The sequence below is a fragment of the Streptomyces sp. NPDC037054 genome (genome assembly GCF_055606745.1).
Window position 1 is genome coordinate 270,141 of sequence record NZ_JBVJSJ010000013.1, and the last position, 17,078, is coordinate 287,218.

Sequence of the window (17,078 nt, forward strand, 5' to 3'; positions counted from 1 at the left end):
GGTCTCAGAGGAACTTGGCCTTCCCGGGGCCCTCCTCGACGAAGCTGCGCATGCCGCGCTCGCGGTCCTCGGTGGCGAACAGGCCGGCGAACCAGTTGCGCTCCACGGCGAGCCCGGTGTTGATGTCCGTCTCCAGGCCGGTGTCGACGGACTCCTTCGCGGCGCGCAGCGCGATGGCCGGCCCCTGGGCGAGCTTGGCGGCCCAGGCGTGCGCCTCGGCGTAGACGTCGGCGGCCGGGACGACGCGGTCCACGAGACCCATCGTGAGCGCCTCGTCGGCCTTCACCATCCGGCCCGTGAAGATGAGGTCCTTGGCCTTGGAGGGGCCGACGAGCCGGGCCAGTCGCTGGGTCCCGCCGGCGCCCGGGATGAGGCCGAGGAGGATCTCCGGCTGGCCGAGCTTGGCGTTGTCGGCGGCGATGCGGAAGTCCGCGCACAGGGCGAGTTCGCAGCCGCCGCCGAGGGCGTAGCCGGTGACGGCGGCGACGACGGGCTTGGGGATGCGGGCGACGGCGGTGAAGGAGTCCTGGAGGGCGCGGGCGCGCAGGACCATCGCGGCGTGGTCCATGGCCTGCATCTCCTTGATGTCCGCGCCGGCCGCGAACACCTTCTCGCCGCCGTAGACCACAACGGCGCGCACGTCGTCGCGGCGGCCGGCCTCCTCGGCGAGTTCCTTGAGCCGGTCCTGTGTGGCGATGTCCAGGGCGTTCATCGGCGGGCGGTCCAGGCGGAGCGTGCCGACGCCTTCGGCGACTTCGAGATTCACGGTCATGCAGGCAGGTTAACGGGCACTAACGGCGGCGGGCCCGGTGCCGTACCTCACACCGGGCCCGCCGTCGCACGCGGTGCTCAGGCCTTCCACTTCTCCCACGGCATGTTCCAGCCGTTGAGCCCGTTGTCGGGGGCCACGGTCTTGTCGTCGGAGTTCTTGACGATCACGACGTCGCCGATCATCGAGCGGTTGAAGAACCAGGCGGCGGGCGCCTTCTTGTCCCAGCCGCCGCGCACGTCGCGCAGGCCGACGCAGCCGTGGCTGGCGTTGTAGTTGCCGAAGGCGTCGCCGCCCCAGTAGTTGCCGTGCAGGAAGGTGCCGGAGGTGGTCAGGCGCATGGCGTGCGGGACGTCCTTGATGTCGTACTCGCCGCCGTAGCCGACCGTTTCGCCGTTCATGCGGGTCACGGTGAGCTTCTCGCTGATGACCATCTGGCCGTTCCACGTGTCGTAGCCGGGCTTGCCGGTGGTGACGGGGATGGTCCTGATGAGCTTGCCGTCGCGGACGACCTTCATCTTCCTGGTCTTGACGTCGACGGTGGAGACCTGGCTGCGGCCGATGGTGAACTTCACGGTCTTGGCCTGCTCGCCGTACACGCCGGGGCGGCCTTCGACGCCGTTGAGGTTGAGTTCGACGGTGACCTTCGTGCCGGCCTTCCAGTACTTCTCCGGGCGGAAGTCGAGGCGGTCGTTGCCGAACCAGTGGCCCTCGACCTCGACGGCCGGCTCGGTCTTGATGGTGACGGCCTTCTCCACGTCCTCGGGCTTGGTGATGCCCCGGGTGAAGCGCAGGGAGAACGGCATTCCGACGCCGACGGTGGAGCCGTCCTCCGGGGTGAAGTGGCCGATGAAGGTGTTCTGCGGCGTGAGGGTGGTGAAGCCGGACTCGGCGGCGGCCGTGCGGCCCTCGGAGTCCTTGGCGACCGCGTGCACCGAGTACTTGGTGGAGGCGGCCAGGTGGGAGGACGGCGTCCAGGTGGCGCCGTCGCCGGATATCTTCCCGGCTATCCGGTCGCCGTCGGAGTCCTTGACGACGACGTCGGTCAGCTTGCCCTTGGCCGCGGTGACCTTCAGGGCGCCGCTGGTGTCGACGGACTTCGCGCCGTCCTTCGGGGCGATGGTGACCACCGCCTCGGACTGCTTGCTCTGCGCGGCGCCGGAGCCCTTGCCGCCGCCCTTGCCGTCCTCGCCGCCCGAGGCGGAGCCCGCGCCGCCTCCCCCGCACGCGGTGACGGCCAGCATCAGCACCCCGAGCACCAGCGCCGTGGCGCCCCGGCGCCGGTGCCGCCCCCGCGCGTCAACCGAAGCCCCCGGTATCGGTCGCACGTTCACTTGTTTCTCCCCTCGCAGGGCCCCGCCGGGGCCCACCCCCAAGCGCGTCCCGCGCGCACTTGGCGCATATTAACCGCATGGTCAGGGGCGTTGACGTGGTGCGACTGTCACCGTTCCGTACCGAACCCGGGGAGAGCGGGGAAGCTGGATGTGCGGTTCACTTCACCGCGCTGCCGGCCTTCCATTCCCGCCAGTTCATGTTCCAGCCGCCGAGGCCGTTGTCGGGGGCGACCTTCCGGTCGTCGCTGCCGACGACCTCGACGACGTCGCCGACGAGGCTGCGGTCGAAGAACCAGCCGGCCGGGGTGTCCGCGCCGCCGCCCTTCACGTCGCGCAGTCCGACGCAGCCGTGGCTGACGTTGTCGCGTCCGAACACGGCGGGCGGCGCCCAGTAGTTGCCGTGCAGGAAGGTGCCGGACTCGGTCAGCCGCATGGCGTGCGGCACGTCGGGGATGTCGTACTCGCCGCCGAAGCCGACCGTGCGGCTGTCCATGCGGGTCACGTCGAGCATCTCGGTGACCACCATCTTGCCGTTGTACGTGGTGGTCTTCGGGGCGCCGGCCGTGACGGGCACGGTGGCGAGGAGGGCGCCGTCGCGCCGGACCTCCATGGTGTGCCGGGCGGCGTCCACGAGGGAGACCTGGCTGCGGCCGACGGTGAAGGTGAGCGTCTTGTCCTGGAGGCCGTAGACGCCGGGCGCGCCCTCGATGTCGCGGAAACGGAGGTCGACGGTGACGCGCGTGCCGGGCTTCCAGTAGTGCTCGGGGCGGAAGTCGAGGCGGTCCCTGCCGAACCAGTGGGGCCGGATCTCGGTGGCGGGGCTGGCGGTGACGCGGACGGCGCGTTCGACGGCGGCGCGGTGGGCGATCTTCCGGTTGAACTCCAGGGAGACGATCATGCCGGTGCCGACGGTGGCGCGGTTCTCCGGGGTGACGTATCCGATGAAGCGTTCCTCCGGGACGTGGGTGGTGAACGTGGCGTGCCGGGCCGAGCGGCGGCCGTGGCCGTCGAGGGCGACGACGTCGACGGTGTAGCGGGCGGCGAGGGCCAGCCGGTCCTCGGCGGGTTTCCAGGTCAGGCCGTCGGCGGAGATCCGGCCGGGCACCGGCGTCTCCTGGGCGTCCTGGGACCTGGCCACCGTGACCTTCTCCAGCCGGCCCTCGGGCACGCGTACGCGCAGTTTCCCGTCGGGCCGGACACCGCGGCTGCCGTCGTCGGGGGTGATGCGGATGTGTTCGTCGGGTGCGGGGGGCTTGCCGAGTCCGCCCATGCCGGTGCCGCCGGGGGTGTCACCCGTGCAGCCGACGGCTCCGGCCAGCAGTCCTGCCCATGTCAGTACGGCGGCCAGACCGGCCGCCACGCGCCGCGCGCGCCCTTCTACGTGCCTCACGTGAGGGCACAACGATCAGCCCCGCCCCGGGGAAACGTGAGTGCGAGCCGTGCGGTGGGCAGACTGTGGGGAAGGACGACGCCACGGGGCCGGCCGACGGCGCTCCGGCGGGGGCGCCGGGGGTCCTGGCCGGGACGCGGGGCCCCGGCGGGCCGCCGGGGCCCCGTGGTCGGGTCGTTCCGCGAGCCGTGGGAGGCGGACAGGTGTCCAGCGCAGCCGAGCAGGAGGCGGTGGCCGGGCGCGCCGCCGGGGACGGGCGGCCCGCGGCCGTCGTGGTGAACGGCGTGTCGCGCCGGGCGCCGTCGCCGGCCGCGCGGCCGGGTGCGCCGACGCCGCTGGGTGCCCGGTTCCGGGTGGGCCCGGACGGGGTGGCGGGCACCAACTTCGCGCTGTGGGCGGGCGGCGCCGAGGCGGTCGACCTGTGCCTGTTCGACGAGGACGGCACGGAGACGCGGCTGCGCCTGACCGAGCTGACGCACGAGATCTGGCACGGCTTCGTGCCGGGCGTGCTGCCGGGGCGGCGGTACGGCTACCGGGTGCACGGCCGCTGGGACCCGTGGACCGGCGCGCGCTGGAACCCGGCGAAGCTGCTCCTCGACCCGTACGCGCGCGCGGTGGACGGCGACTTCCGGCTGCCGCCGGAGGTGTACGGGCACGTCCGGGACTGGCCGGAGCAGCACGTCGCCGACACGGTGCGCGACGGGCGTGACTCGGCGCCGTACGTCCCGAAGGGCGTGGTCGTGCACGACGACGCCACCGACGACGAGTGGATGGACGACCGGCGGCCGAAGACGCCGTGGGCGGACTCGGTGATCTACGAGCTGCACGTGCGCGGCTTCACGATGCGCCACCCGGGCGTCCCGGAGGAGCTGCGCGGCACGTACGCGGGGCTCGCGCACCCGGCGGCGGTCGAGCACCTGACGCGGCTCGGGGTGACGGCGGTGGAACTGCTGCCGGTGCACCAGTTCGCGCACGAGGACCATCTGCTGCGGCGCGGGCTGAAGAACTACTGGGGCTACAACTCGATCGGCTACTTCGCCCCGCACGCCGCGTACGCCGCGTCCGGCACGACCGGTCAGCAGGTCGGCGAGTTCAGGCGCATGGTGCGCGCGCTGCACGCGGCCGGCATCGAGGTGATCCTCGACGTGGTCTACAACCACACGGCGGAGGCGGGCGAGCTGGGGCCGACGCTGTCGCTGAAGGGCATCGACAACCGCGGCTACTACCGGCTCCAGTCGGACGCGCGGCGCTACGCCGACTACACCGGCTGCGGGAACACGCTGCACGTGGTGCAGCCGCACGTGCTGCGCCTGATCACGGACTCGCTGCGGTACTGGGTGACCGAGATGGGCGTGGACGGCTTCCGCTTCGACCTGGCGGCGGCGCTGGCCCGCTCCATGCACGACGTCGACATGCTGTCCCCGTTCCTCGCGGTGATCGCGCAGGACCCGGTGCTGCGCCGGGTGAAGCTGATCGCCGAGCCGTGGGACGTCGGCTCGGGCGGCTACCAGGTGGGCGCGTTCCCGCCCCTGTGGACGGAGTGGAACGACCGCTACCGCAACGCGGTGCGGGACTTCTGGCGGCACGCGCTGCCGGACGTACGGGAGATGGGCTACCGCCTGTCGGGCTCCAGCGACCTGTACGCGTGGGGCGGGCGCCGCCCGTACGCGTCGGTCAACTTCGTCACGGCGCACGACGGTTTCACGCTGCGCGACCTGGTCTCCTACGAGCGCAAGCACAACGAGGCGAACGGCGAGGGCAACCGCGACGGCACGGACGACAACCGCTCGTGGAACTGCGGCGCCGAGGGCGAGACGGACGACGAGCCGGTACGGGCGCTGAGGCGCCGCCAGTTGCGGAACCTGCTGACGACGCTGCTGCTGTCGACGGGTGTGCCGATGCTGGTCGCGGGCGACGAGATGGGCCGCACGCAGGGCGGCAACAACAATGCGTACTGCCAGGACAACGAGATCAGTTGGCTCGACTGGAGCCTGCTGGACGACCCCGGCTGGCGGGCCCTGTTCGACCTCACCGCCCGCCTGATCGCCCTGCGCCACCGCCACCCGGTGCTGCGCCGCCGCGCCTTCTTCTCCGGCCGTCCCCACTCCGCGGACGGCCTGCGCGACCTGGCGTGGTTCACGGCACGGGGCGAGGAGATGACGGAGTCCGACTGGTACGCCCCGGCGGCCACACTCGGCATGTACCTCTCCGGCCGCGACATCCCGGGCCGCGACGAACGGGGCGACCCGGTGGTCGACGACAGCTTCCTCGCGGTACTCCACGCCGGCGAGGACCCGGTGGACTTCGTCCTGCCGGGGGCGCCGTGGGCGGAGGAGTACGAGGTGGTGGTGGACACGTCGCGCGAGGACCAGTCCGGGGAGCCGGGAGCGGTGCATGCCGCGGGGGCGGTGATCGGGGTGCCGGGGCGGGCGGTGTTGTTGCTGCGGGTGCGGTGAACCCCGCCGGACCCGGCGGAGGCGGGCCAGCATCGAGGTGGCCGACGGGCCGCGTCAGCCGCGAAATCGTTCGCTCCTCGTGCGGCGGGGCCGTTAGGCTCCGCCGGATCCGTGTCCGCGAGGGGAGCCGTTTCATGGAGATCGAGGGCGTACGGACCGACCGGCTGGGGCTGTTGCTCGACCAGTTCGACAAGGCCCGGGAGATGGCCGAGGTGCGGCTGACGGGTCTCTGCGACGAGGAGTACTTGTGGGAGCCGGTGCCCGGCTGCTGGTCACTGCGGCGGCGCGGCGAGGCGACGACACCGCGGGCGTTCGGGCCGGGCGAGTGGGTGCTGGACCTGGGCGCGCCGGACATCCCCGCGAGCGAGTACGCGGAGGTCGCGAGACAGGCGGCCGACGGCATGTCGGTGGAGAGGATCGCCGAGGACTGGAGCGTGACCGTCGAGCGGGTCCGGGAGGTCCTGGCCCACACCGGTGAGCCGGAGCCGGACGAGACCGCGGTCACGACCATCGCGTGGCGACTGGGTCATCTGCACTACGAGTTCGCGGGCACCTGGGAGTGGACCTTCGGCGAGCGCCGGCGGGACCCGAAGCGGATGGTCGACTTCTCCCCCTCGGCCTCCGTGACCCTGGAGCGCTTCTGGCCGGTGGTCGACCGCTGGCGCGAGGCCGTCGGTGGCCTCACCGAGGACCGGCTCGACACGGTCGGCCTGTGCCAGTACCCGTACGGTTCCGCCCCCGACGAGCCGTTCATCTCCGTTGTGTGGGGCGCCAACCTGGAATTCATCCACCACATGGCCGAGATCGCGCTGCTGCGCGACCTGTGGCGGACCACGCGGGGCGGACGCGGGTTCGGGCGGGCGGAAAACTCGGTGGGCAGTGTCAGTGGTGTTCCGTAGGCTCGCTGCTGATGTCCACCGAAACCGTCGCCGCCGAGGACCGTTCCGCCGTTCGTGCCCTGTTGCGCCTGTGGCCGTACGTGCGGCCGGTGCGGGTGCGGTTGTTCAGCGCCGCCTTCGTCGCCGTGCTCGCCTCCTGTCTCGGGCTCGTCATCCCGCTCGTCCTGAAGTGGATGGTGGACGGGCCCATCGCCGAGCGGGATCCGGCGGGCGTGTGGCTCGGCGCGCTGTATCTGCTGCTGCTCGGGCTCGCCGAGGCCCTGCTGTTCGGGTTCCGGCGGTGGCTCGTGGCGCGGCCCCTGTCGGGCGTCGAGGCGGAGATGCGGGCCGATCTGTACCGGCACCTCCAGCGGCTGCCGGTCGCCTTCCACGACCGGTGGGCGTCGGGGCAGTTGCTCTCCCGCGCGACGACCGACCTGATGCTGCTGCGCATGTTCCTCGCGTTCCCGCTGACGTTCCTCCTGGTCAACGGCGTGACGATCCTCGTCGGTGTCGCCATCATGCTGATGCAGGACTGGACGCTCGGGCTGGTGATCCTCGGGCCCGCCGTGCCCGTGATGATCACGTGCGTGGTGTTCGAGAAGCGGTACGCGCGCGTGGCGCGGCTCGCGCAGGACCAGGTCGGGGATCTCACGACGGTCGTCGAGGAGAGCGTGCTCGGCATCCGCATCATCAAGGGGTTCGGCCGGCACCGCAGTCAGGCGCGGGCGTTCCGCGAGCTGTCGGGCACCCTGCGCGGCACCGAGCTGCGCAAGGCGCGTCTGCTGGCGACGATCTGGGGCGTCATCGTCACCCTTCCCGAACTGGCCATCGGCGCGGCCCTGGTCGTGGGGTCCGTGCAGGTCGCCGACGGTGATCTGTCGGCCGGGACGCTCGTCGCGTTCCTGTCCACCGCCCTCGCCCTGCGCTGGCCGATCGACTCGATCGGCTTCCTGCTGGCGATGAGCCAGGAGGCCGCGACGGCGACCGAGCGGTACTTCGAGGTGATGGACGAGGGCGAGGAGGCGGAGAGCGCCGTCGTGTCCGTCCCCGGCGAGGCCGACGTGCCCGACGGGATCCGGTTCGAGGACGTCACCTTCCGGTATCCCGATGCCTCCCCCGACTCCCCGCCCACCCTCGACGGCGTCACCCTCCACATCCGCCCCGGCGAGTCCATGGCCCTGGTCGGGGCGACCGGCAGCGGCAAGACCACGCTGACCGCCCTCGTCCCCCGCCTGCACGAGCCGACCTCCGGCCGGATCACCCTAGACGGCGTCGACATCACCCACATGTCCCGCGAGGACCTCCGCGCCAAGGTCGCCGTGGCGTTCGAGGAGCCCACGCTCTTCTCGGCGTCCGTCGGGGAGAACGTCCTGATGGGCGCCGGCCCGGACGCCGGTGACCCGGAGCTGCGCCGCGCCCTCGCCGTCGCCCAGGCGGACTTCGTGCACGCCCTGCCCCAGGGCGCGGACACGCAGGTCGGCGAACAGGGGCTCAGCCTGTCCGGCGGTCAGCGGCAGCGGCTCGCGCTGGCCCGCGCGGTCGTCGGACGGCCCGGGTTCCTCGTCCTGGACGACCCGCTGTCCGCGCTGGACGTGCACACGGAGGCCGCCGTCGAGGCCGCGCTGCGGCGCGTGCTCGCCGACACGACCGCGCTGATCGTCGCCCACCGCCCGTCCACGGTGCAGCTCGCCGACCGCGTCGCCCTGCTGTCCGGCGGCCGGATCACCGCCGTCGGCACCCATCACGAACTGCTGCGTACGAGCGCCGAGTACGCCCATCTGATGTCGGGACTCGACGACCCCCTGAAGGGCGCCCCGGCAGCACACGACGCACCCGTGGCCGAGAAGGCGGAGGCCGACCGATGACCGCGCCGACGACGTCCGCCCCGGCCACCGGCGACGAGGACCGGCCGGAGCCCGTGCCCGGGAAGGGCGACGCGTTCGACCGGGACGTCCTGCCCTCGCCCCCGGGCGCGACGGGCGCGCTGCTGCGTTCCCTGCTCGCGCCGATGAAGGCGCGCGTCGCGGTGACCACGCTCCTGCTGCTGCTCCAGCAGGCGGCGGTGCAGGCGGGCCCGCTGCTGGTGGCGTACGCCATCGACCGCGCGGTGCCCGCGTTCCGGGCCGACGACCGGGGTCCGCTGATCGCGGTGGCCGTCGGCTACCTGCTGTGCGCGGTCGCCTCGGGTGTGCTCCAGTACGGGTTCATCCGCGCCTCCGCCCGGGTGAACCAGAGCGTGCTGCTCGATCTGCGCGGCCGGATCTTCCGCCACGCGCAGGCGCTCAGCCTCGACTTCCACGAGGGCTACACCTCGGGCCGGCTCATCTCCCGGGCCACCACGGACGTCGAGTCGCTGCGCGAACTCCTCGACGAAGGGCTCCAGGAGCTCGTCTCGGTGGTCCTGTCGTTCGTCTACATCTCGGCGCTGCTGCTCTGGCTGGACCTGGGGCTCGGCGCGGTCGCGGTGGCGTCGTTCGGTCCGCTGTACCTGCTGGTGCGGGTCTACCGGCGGCGCGCGGCGCGGGTGTACCGGGAGCGGTCCACGGCCATCGCCTCGGTGATCGTGAAGTTCGTGGAGACGATGAACGGCATCCGGCCGGTTCGCGCGTTCCGCCGCGAGGCCGTCAACGACGCGGACTTCCGGGTCCTGAACCGGCGGCACGAGCGCAGCAACGGCGACGCGCTGCTGGAGATGGCGCGGTACGTCGTCGGCTCGCGGCTGGTCGCGAACACGGCCGTGGCGCTGATCGTGCTGTGGGGCGCGTACCGGGTGGCGGACGGCACGCTGGCGCTGGGTGTGCTGGCGGCGGCGGTGCTGTACCTGCGGCGGCTGTACGACCCGATCGACCGGCTCGGCATGTTCCTCAACTCGTACCAGTCGGCGGCGGCGTCGCTGGAGAAGATCGCGGGGCTGCTGGCGCAGACGCCGTCCGTGCCCGAGCCGGTCACGCCGAAGGAGCTGCCTGCGGCGGCGGGTGACCGGCCCGGCCGCACGGTGGTCTTCGACGGGGTCTCCTTCGGGTACCGCACCGGCGGCGAGGTGCTGCCCCGCTTCGACCTGACGATCCCGGCCGGGCAGACCGTCGCGGTCGTCGGCTCGACCGGCGCGGGCAAGTCGACGCTGGCCAAGCTGCTCGCCCGGTTCTACGACCCGTCCGACGGCCGGGTGCTGCTGGACGGCGTGGACCTGCGCGACCTGGCCTTCCCCGAGCTGCGGCGCGGGGTGGTGATGGTGACGCAGGAGGCGTTCCTGTTCTCCGGCACGGTCGCCGAGAACATCGCGATCGGCCGCCCGGACGCCTCCCGCGAGGACATCGAGCGGGCCGCGAAGGCGATCGGCGCGCACGACTTCATCAGCGCGCTGCCCGACGGCTACGACACCGACGTCCGCAAGCGCGGCGGCCGCATCTCCGCCGGACAGCGCCAACTCGTGGCGTTCGCGCGGGCGTTGCTGGCAGACCCGGGGGTGCTGATCCTGGACGAGGCGACGAGTTCGCTGGACGTCCCCGGGGAGCGGGCCGTGCAGCGGGCGATGGCGACGGTGCTGAAGGGCCGTACGGCGGTCGTCATCGCGCACCGCCTGTCCACGGTCGAGATCGCGGACCGGGTACTGGTCATGGCCCGGGGCCGGGTCGTCGAGGACGGCACGCCCGCCGAACTCGTGGCCGGCGCGGGCGATTTCGCCGACCTGCACCGCGCCTGGCGGGACAGCCTGGCGTGACGCGGGACGCGTCGGGTGCGGGGTCCGGATTTCAGCGCCTCCGTGGGAACGGCGGCTAGCGTTCGGGGAACCTACGGCCGAGAGGGTGAAGGGCATCGACGCGTACGAGGACCCCGGTACGCCGGACGCGCGGGGCGGGGCGCGGTATTTGTGGTGGCTCGTGCGGCGGCAGCCCGGGCGGTGTGCGGCGGGGGCGCTGATCGCCACCGTGTGGATGGTGCTGCTCGCGGCGACGCCGTATCTGATGTCCCGGGCGATCGACGAGGGCCTGGAGGGGGGCGACACGGGCGCGCTGGCCGGGTGGTGCGGCGCGCTGGTCGCCTTCGGCGCGCTCTCGGCGTGGCTGGGCGCGCTGCGGCACCGCACGATGACGCGGGTGCGGATGGACGCCAACTTCCGCACGGTGAAGGTCGTCGTCGGGCAGGCCGTGCGGCTCGGCTCCGCGCTGTCGCGGCAGGTGGGCGCCGGGGAGGTCATGACGATCGGCGTCGGCGACGTCCAGACGATCAGCTGGTCGCTCACCGTCGTCGGACCGGGGGTCGGCTCGATCGTCGCGTATCTGACGGTCGCGGTGCTGCTGGTGTCGATGTCCCCGCTCATCGCCGCGCTGGTGCTGCTCGGCATCCCGGTGATCGTGCTGGTGGTGGGGCCGCTGCTGAGGCGGTTGCAGGGCACGGAGACCGAATACCGGGAGCGGCAGGGCGTGTTGACGGCGCGGATCGGCGACCTCGCGGGCGGGCTGCGCGTCCTGAACGGGCTGGGCGGCAAGGGCCTGGTCGCCGACGCGTTCCGCGCGGACTCGCGGCGGCTGCGCGAACAGGGCTACCGGGTCGGCGCGGTGACCAGCTGGGTGCAGGCGCTCGGGGTCGGGCTGCCGACGCTGTTCCTGGCCGCGGTGACGTGGCCGGCGGCCCGGCTCGCGGCGCGGGGCGAGATCAGCGTCGGGGAGCTGGTGTCGGTGTACGGCTATGTCGCGGTGCTGGTCGGGCCGGTGGGCTTCTGGGTGGAGGCCGGCTACCAGATCAGCCGCGCTCTCGTGGCCGCGCGTCGCGTCGCGCAGTTCCTGCGCCTCGAGCCCCCGCCGGACACCGGCACGCGGGACGCGCCCGCCGAGCCGTCGGTGCTGCACGACCCGGAGTCCGGCGTGCGGGTGCTGCCGGGCCGGCTGACGGCGCTGGCCTGCGCCCGGCCGGCCGACGCCGCGGCCGTCCTCGACCGGCTGGGCCGGTACGCGCCGTCGGACGCCACCTGGGGCGGGGTGCGCCTGGACGAGATCGCGCTGCGCCACGTGCGGGAGCGGATCCTCGTCGCCGACCACGAGGCCGACCTCTTCGCCGGCCCGCTGCGGGAGTTGGTCGGCGGGCGGTGGGGTCCGCAGGGCCGGGGCGACGACGCGATCCGGCGTGCGCTGCACGCGGCCGCCGCCGACGACATCGTGCTCGGACTGCCGGACGGGCTCGACTCGGAGATCGCCGCGCAGGGCCGCGACCTGTCCGGCGGCCAGCGTCAACGCGTCCGGCTGGCACGGGCGTTGCACGCCGACCCGGAGGTGCTGCTCGCCGCGGAGCCCACGTCGGCACTCGACGCGCACACGGAGGCCACGGTCGCGGACCGGCTGCGGGCGGCGCGGACCGGCCGTACGACGGTCCTCGCGACGACGTCACCCCTGGTGCTGGCCCGCGCGGACACGGTGATCCACGTCAACGAGGGCAAGGTGACCGCCACCGGCACCCACCACTGGCTCCTCGACCACGAGCCGGGCTACCGCGCCCTCGTGGCCAGGGACGGGGAGGACACGGAGGGCGCGGAGGGCACGCAGGACGCGGAGGGCACGGAGGACGCGGAGGGCACGGAGGACGCGGAGGGCACGGAGGACGCGGAGGGCACGGAGGACGCGAAAGACGCGAGGGGCACGCAGGACGGGCGTACGGCGAAGGGATCCGCACGATGACCGCGACGACGGCGCAGAGCCCGGAGGAGAAGGACTCGCCGGCCGGCGCGCGGCGGCGTACCCCGGCCGGCGCCCGCCCGCAGGCCCCGGACACCGCCGACGGGCTCCCCGCCGACCGGCTCCCCGTGGCCTCCCGCCACGCCGTCCGCCGTGCCGCCCTCGCGCTGGTGCGTGCCGACCGGCGCGCCTTCGGCACCGTCCTCGTCCTCAACACCCTCGCGGCGGCCGCCGGTCTCGCCGGACCGTGGCTGCTCGGGCGGATCGTCGACGAGGTGCGGGCCGGGGCCGACGTCGGTGCCGTGGACCGGATGGCGCTCGCCATCCTGCTGTGCACCCTGGCCCAGTTGCTGTTCGCCCGCTGGGCCCGCTACGTCGGTCACCGCTTCGGGGAGCGCACGCTGGCCCGCGTGCGGGAGCGGTTCGTCGGCCGGGCGCTTGCGCTGCCCGCGTCCGTGGTGGAGCGGGCCGGCACCGGGGACCTGACGGCGCGCGGCACGTCCGACGTGACCGCCGTCGGCACGACGCTGCGCGACGCCGGTCCCGAACTGCTCGTCAACACCGTGCAGGCGCTGTGCGTGATCGGCGCGGTCTTCGTCCTGGACCCGCTGCTCGGCGCCGTCGGCGTGCTCGCCCTGACGCCGATCTGGGTCGCCCTGCGCTGGTATCTGCGCCGGGCCCGGACCGCCTATCTCGCCGAGGGCGCGGCCACCTCCGACGTCGCGGAGATCCTCGCGGCGACGGCGTCGGGCGCCCGCACGGTCGAGGCGTTCGGGCTGCGGGAGCGGCGGATCGCGGCGAGCCGTGACGCGGTGGAGGTGGCGCGGCGCACCCGCCTGCGCACGCTGTTCCTGCGCTCGGTGCTCTTCCCGACCGTGGAGCTCTCCTACGTCCTGCCCGTGGCCGGCGCCCTGCTGGTGGGCGGGCTGCTGCACGCGCGGGGCGAAGTGTCGCTCGGCGCGGTCGTCACGGCCGCCCTGTACCTGCACCAACTGAACGCGCCGATCGACGAGATCCTGATCCGGGTCGAGCAACTGCAGAGCAGCGGCGCCTCGTTCGCCCGCGTGGAGGGCCTGGCCGACGCCCCGAGGTCGGCGGACGACGGCTCGCCCACGCCGTCCGGCGACCGCATCGACGTGACCGGCGTGCGTTACGCCTACGAGCGCGGCGGCGAGGTGCTGCGGGGTGTCGATCTGACGGTGCGGCCCGGGGAGCGGCTGGCCGTCGTCGGGCCCTCCGGGGCGGGCAAGACCACGCTGAGCAGGCTGCTGGCGGGCGTCGACGCGCCGACCGAGGGCACGGTCACGGTCGGCGGGGTGCCGGTCGTGGCGCTCGGCCCCGAGGCACTGCGCCGTCAGGTCGTGCTGGTGACGCAGGAGCACCACGTGTTCCTCGGCACGGTCCGCGACAACCTGCGCATCGCCGAACCGTCCGCCGGTGACGAGGAGTTGTGGGCCGCGCTGGACGCGGTCGGCGCCGCCGAGTGGGTGCGCGAGCTGCCGGACGGGCTGGACACGGAGCTGGGGCAGCGCGGTCACCGCACCGACGGTTCGCAGGCGCAGCAACTCGCCCTGGCCCGCGTGGTGCTGGCCGACCCGCACACACTGATCCTGGACGAGGCGACGGCGCTGCTGGACCCGACGACCGCCCGGCACACGGAGCGCGCGCTGGCGGCCGTACTGAAGGGGCGCACCGTCATCGCGATCGCGCACCGGCTGCACACCGCGCACGACGCCGACCGGGTGGCCGTGATGGAGGACGGGCGGCTCACCGAACTGGGCACGCACGACGAGCTGGTGGCGGCCGGCGGCGCGTACGCGGCGCTGTGGCACTCCTGGCACGGCGACCGCCCGTCCGGAGAGGACCGGCACGGCGACCGCCCGTCCGGCGCGGTCTGACCCGCCGCGCATCCCACAGAACATCCGCCAAGCGTCCGTTTATCGAACGTGAACGCCCGGACAACGGACCGTTTCCAGCCAACTTTCTGACGCGACCCTGACAGACCCGGGGGTCTCCTGCCACGCTTCCCACGGCCGCTGCACAGCAACCCCACAGCTTCGGCGAAAAGACGCTGTTGCGCGGCCGACGCTCCCGCACGTGGTTCTGCGCAAGACCCAGCTCTGCCCGGCCGGCCCACCCGCCGACCGGTCTCCCCCCGGCCGCGCGACCCGCGGCCCGCAGAAGGAGTCAGTGTTGAGAAGCAGCTCCTCCCACAGACGCACCTCCCACACCGCACCCCGCACCACCCCGCGCCGCCGCACCGCGGCCGTCGCCCTCGCCGGTGTCGCCGCCCTCATCGCCGCGGCCGTCCAGACGGGCACCGCCACCGCCGCCCCCGAGCAGGCCCCGAAGGCGGCTCCGGCCTCGGAGTCCGTGCGGCTGTCCCCCGCGCAGCGCGCGGAGCTGCTCCGGCAGGCCGACGCCGGCACGGCGGAGACCGCCCGCGAACTGGGCCTCGGCGCCAAGGAGAAGCTCGTCGTCCGCGACGTCCTCAAGGACCGCGACGGCACCGTGCACACGCGCTACGAGCGCACCTACGACGGCCTGCCGGTGCTCGGCGGCGACCTCGTCGTCGAGACGTCGAAGTCGGGCGCGACCGAGGGCGTCGTGAAGGCCACCCGCACCGCCGTGAAGCCGGCGACGACGAAGGCCGCGCTGCCCGCCGCCGACGCCGAGCGGCAGGCGCTGAACGCGGCGAAGGCCGAGAAGGCCAAGAACCCGGACGTCGACCGCGCCCCCCGCAAGGTGATCTGGGCGGCCGAGGGCAAGCCGGTCGTGGCGTACGAGACGGTCGTCGGCGGCCTCCAGCACGACGGCACCCCGCAGGAGCTGCACGTCGTCACCGACGCCACCACGGGCGAGAAGCTGTACGAGTGGGAGGCCATCGAGACCGGCACGGGCCACACGGTCTACAGCGGCACGGTCACCCTCGGCACCACGCAGTCCGGGACGACGTACAACCTGACCGACGGCGCGCGCGGCGGCCACAAGACGTACAACCTCAACCGCGGCACCTCGGGCACCGGCACGCTGTTCTCCGGGCCCGACGACGTGTGGGGCAACGGCAGCCCGTCCAACCTGGAGTCGGCCGCCGCCGACGCCCACTACGGGGCCGCGCTGACCTGGGACTACTACAAGAACGTGCACGGCCGCAGCGGCATACGCGGCGACGGCCGGGCCGCCTACTCGCGGGTGCACTACGGCAACAACTACGTCAACGCCTTCTGGTCGGACAGCTGCTTCTGCATGACCTACGGCGACGGCGCGAGCAACGCCAACCCGCTGACGTCGATCGACGTGGCGGCGCACGAGATGACGCACGGCCTGACGTCCAACACCGCGGGCCTCGTCTACTCGGGCGAGTCCGGCGGCCTGAACGAGGCCACCAGCGACATCTTCGGCGCCACGGTCGAGTTCTACGCCAACAACGCCTCCGACGTCGGTGACTACCTCATCGGCGAGGAGATCAACATCCGGGGCGACGGCACCCCGCTGCGCTACATGGACAAGCCCAGCAGGGACGGCTCGTCCAAGGACGCCTGGTACTCGGGCATCGGCTCGATCGACGTGCACTACTCCTCGGGTCCGGCCAACCACTTCTTCTACCTGCTGAGCGAGGGCAGCGGCACCAAGACCATCAACGGTGTCACCTACAACTCGCCGACCTCGGACGGCCTTCCGGTCACCGGCATCGGCCGCGCCAAGGCGGAGAAGATCTGGTTCCGCGCGCTGACGACGAAGTTCACCTCGACCACCAACTACGCGGGCGCCCGCACCGGCACCCTCGCGGCGGCCGGTGAGCTCTACGGCACGACCAGCGCCGAGTACAAGGCGGTCCAGGACGCGTGGGCGGGCGTCAACGTCGGCACGCGCCCCGGCGACGGCGGCGGTGGCGGCACCTCCTTCGAGAACACCGCCGACGTGGCGATCCCGGACGCCGGCACGGCCGTGACCTCGTCGATCACCGTCTCGGGCCGCGCGGGCAACGCGCCGAGCAACCTCCAGGTCGCGGTGGACATCGTGCACACGTGGCGCGGTGACCTGGTGATCGACCTGCTGGCCCCGGACGGGACGGCGTACCGCCTCAAGAGCGCCAGCTCCTCCGACTCGGCGGACAACGTCAACGCGACGTACACGGTCGACGCGTCCTCCGAAACGGCCAACGGCACCTGGCAGTTGAGGGTGCAGGACACGGCCCGGTACGACACCGGCCACATCAACGGCTGGAAGCTGACCTTCCCGTAGAGCGCCCGGGCCGTCCGGACACGGCCCGCCGCCTCCTCCGACAGGGCGCCGCCCCGGTGGTTCGACTCCCCGGGGCGGCGCCCGCCCGTCACCGCCCGCCAACGCAGGACCCGCAGCACGGTCCGGTGCACGACGAGCGAGCCGCCCGCCGCCAGAGCGGCCCACACCCTCGCGAGACTCCGCACCCTCATCCGCTGATGGGCGGCCCGGACGAAGGCCGCGTCCGGCGGCGCCCAGCGCCCCCGTTATGTTCTTCGCGGTCCTGCAATGGGGCTGCTGGCCTCCGGGCCCGGTATGACTGTGTCCCCTCTGTCGAAGGCATGACCTGGGGGGT

Annotated in this window: 10 protein-coding genes; 7 read left to right on the forward strand and 3 right to left on the reverse strand. The window is 73.2% G+C overall.

Annotated features, from left to right (window positions below):
• Nucleotides 1-4: 4 nt before the first annotated feature.
• From ACZ7D7_RS28245 to ACZ7D7_RS28255, 3 genes are all read right to left on the reverse strand, one after another.
• Complete coding sequence (locus tag ACZ7D7_RS28245; protein WP_470827903.1) at nucleotides 5-772, reverse strand: enoyl-CoA hydratase/isomerase family protein; 768 nt, start codon at nucleotides 770-772, stop codon at nucleotides 5-7.
• A gap of 77 nt (nucleotides 773-849) precedes the next feature.
• A complete protein-coding gene (locus tag ACZ7D7_RS28250) occupies nucleotides 850-2,103 on the reverse strand; it encodes a L,D-transpeptidase (RefSeq protein WP_470827904.1) in 1,254 nt (417 codons plus the stop codon).
• Nucleotides 2,104-2,260: 157 nt separating this feature from the next.
• Entirely contained in the window at nucleotides 2,261-3,493 is a 1,233-nt protein-coding gene (locus ACZ7D7_RS28255; RefSeq protein ID WP_470827905.1) for a L,D-transpeptidase, read from the reverse strand.
• Nucleotides 3,494-3,696: 203 nt separating this feature from the next.
• On the opposite strand from ACZ7D7_RS28255, the gene glgX reads away from it, so the two are divergent.
• From glgX to ACZ7D7_RS28290, 7 genes are all read left to right on the forward strand, one after another.
• On the forward strand, nucleotides 3,697-5,949 hold the full coding sequence (gene glgX, locus ACZ7D7_RS28260; protein ID WP_470827906.1) for a glycogen debranching protein GlgX: 2,253 nt from the start codon (nucleotides 3,697-3,699) through the stop codon (nucleotides 5,947-5,949).
• A gap of 134 nt (nucleotides 5,950-6,083) precedes the next feature.
• Nucleotides 6,084-6,848: a DinB family protein gene (locus ACZ7D7_RS28265; RefSeq protein ID WP_470827907.1), complete on the forward strand. Its 765-nt coding sequence runs from the start codon at nucleotides 6,084-6,086 to the stop codon at nucleotides 6,846-6,848.
• An 11-nt stretch (nucleotides 6,849-6,859) separates the two neighbouring features.
• Complete coding sequence (locus ACZ7D7_RS28270) at nucleotides 6,860-8,695, forward strand: ABC transporter ATP-binding protein (RefSeq protein ID WP_470827908.1); 1,836 nt, start codon at nucleotides 6,860-6,862, stop codon at nucleotides 8,693-8,695.
• On the forward strand, nucleotides 8,692-10,551 hold the full coding sequence (locus tag ACZ7D7_RS28275; RefSeq protein WP_470827909.1) for an ABC transporter ATP-binding protein: 1,860 nt from the start codon (nucleotides 8,692-8,694) through the stop codon (nucleotides 10,549-10,551). The genes ACZ7D7_RS28270 and ACZ7D7_RS28275 overlap by 4 nt, the downstream gene beginning before the upstream one ends.
• Before the next feature lie 214 nt (nucleotides 10,552-10,765).
• Complete coding sequence (locus ACZ7D7_RS28280; protein WP_470827923.1) at nucleotides 10,766-12,502, forward strand: ABC transporter ATP-binding protein; 1,737 nt, start codon at nucleotides 10,766-10,768, stop codon at nucleotides 12,500-12,502.
• Nucleotides 12,499-14,397, forward strand: coding sequence for an ABC transporter ATP-binding protein (locus ACZ7D7_RS28285; protein ID WP_470827910.1), 1,899 nt, complete (start codon nucleotides 12,499-12,501; stop codon nucleotides 14,395-14,397). The genes ACZ7D7_RS28280 and ACZ7D7_RS28285 overlap by 4 nt, the downstream gene beginning before the upstream one ends.
• 295 nt (nucleotides 14,398-14,692) lie before the next feature.
• On the forward strand, nucleotides 14,693-16,744 hold the full coding sequence (locus ACZ7D7_RS28290; RefSeq protein ID WP_470827912.1) for a M4 family metallopeptidase: 2,052 nt from the start codon (nucleotides 14,693-14,695) through the stop codon (nucleotides 16,742-16,744).
• The last annotated feature ends 334 nt before the right edge of the window (nucleotides 16,745-17,078 follow it).

Coding starts and splice junctions, on each gene's coding strand:
- ACZ7D7_RS28245 (WP_470827903.1), bottom strand. CDS start 772: ATGACCGTGAATCTCGAAGTCGCCGAAGGCGTCGGCACGCTCCGCCTG.
- ACZ7D7_RS28265 (WP_470827907.1), top strand. CDS start 6,084: ATGGAGATCGAGGGCGTACGGACCGACCGGCTGGGGCTGTTGCTCGAC.
- ACZ7D7_RS28270 (WP_470827908.1), top strand. CDS start 6,860: ATGTCCACCGAAACCGTCGCCGCCGAGGACCGTTCCGCCGTTCGTGCC.
- ACZ7D7_RS28275 (WP_470827909.1), top strand. CDS start 8,692: ATGACCGCGCCGACGACGTCCGCCCCGGCCACCGGCGACGAGGACCGG.
- ACZ7D7_RS28280 (WP_470827923.1), top strand. CDS start 10,766: ATGGTGCTGCTCGCGGCGACGCCGTATCTGATGTCCCGGGCGATCGAC.
- ACZ7D7_RS28285 (WP_470827910.1), top strand. CDS start 12,499: ATGACCGCGACGACGGCGCAGAGCCCGGAGGAGAAGGACTCGCCGGCC.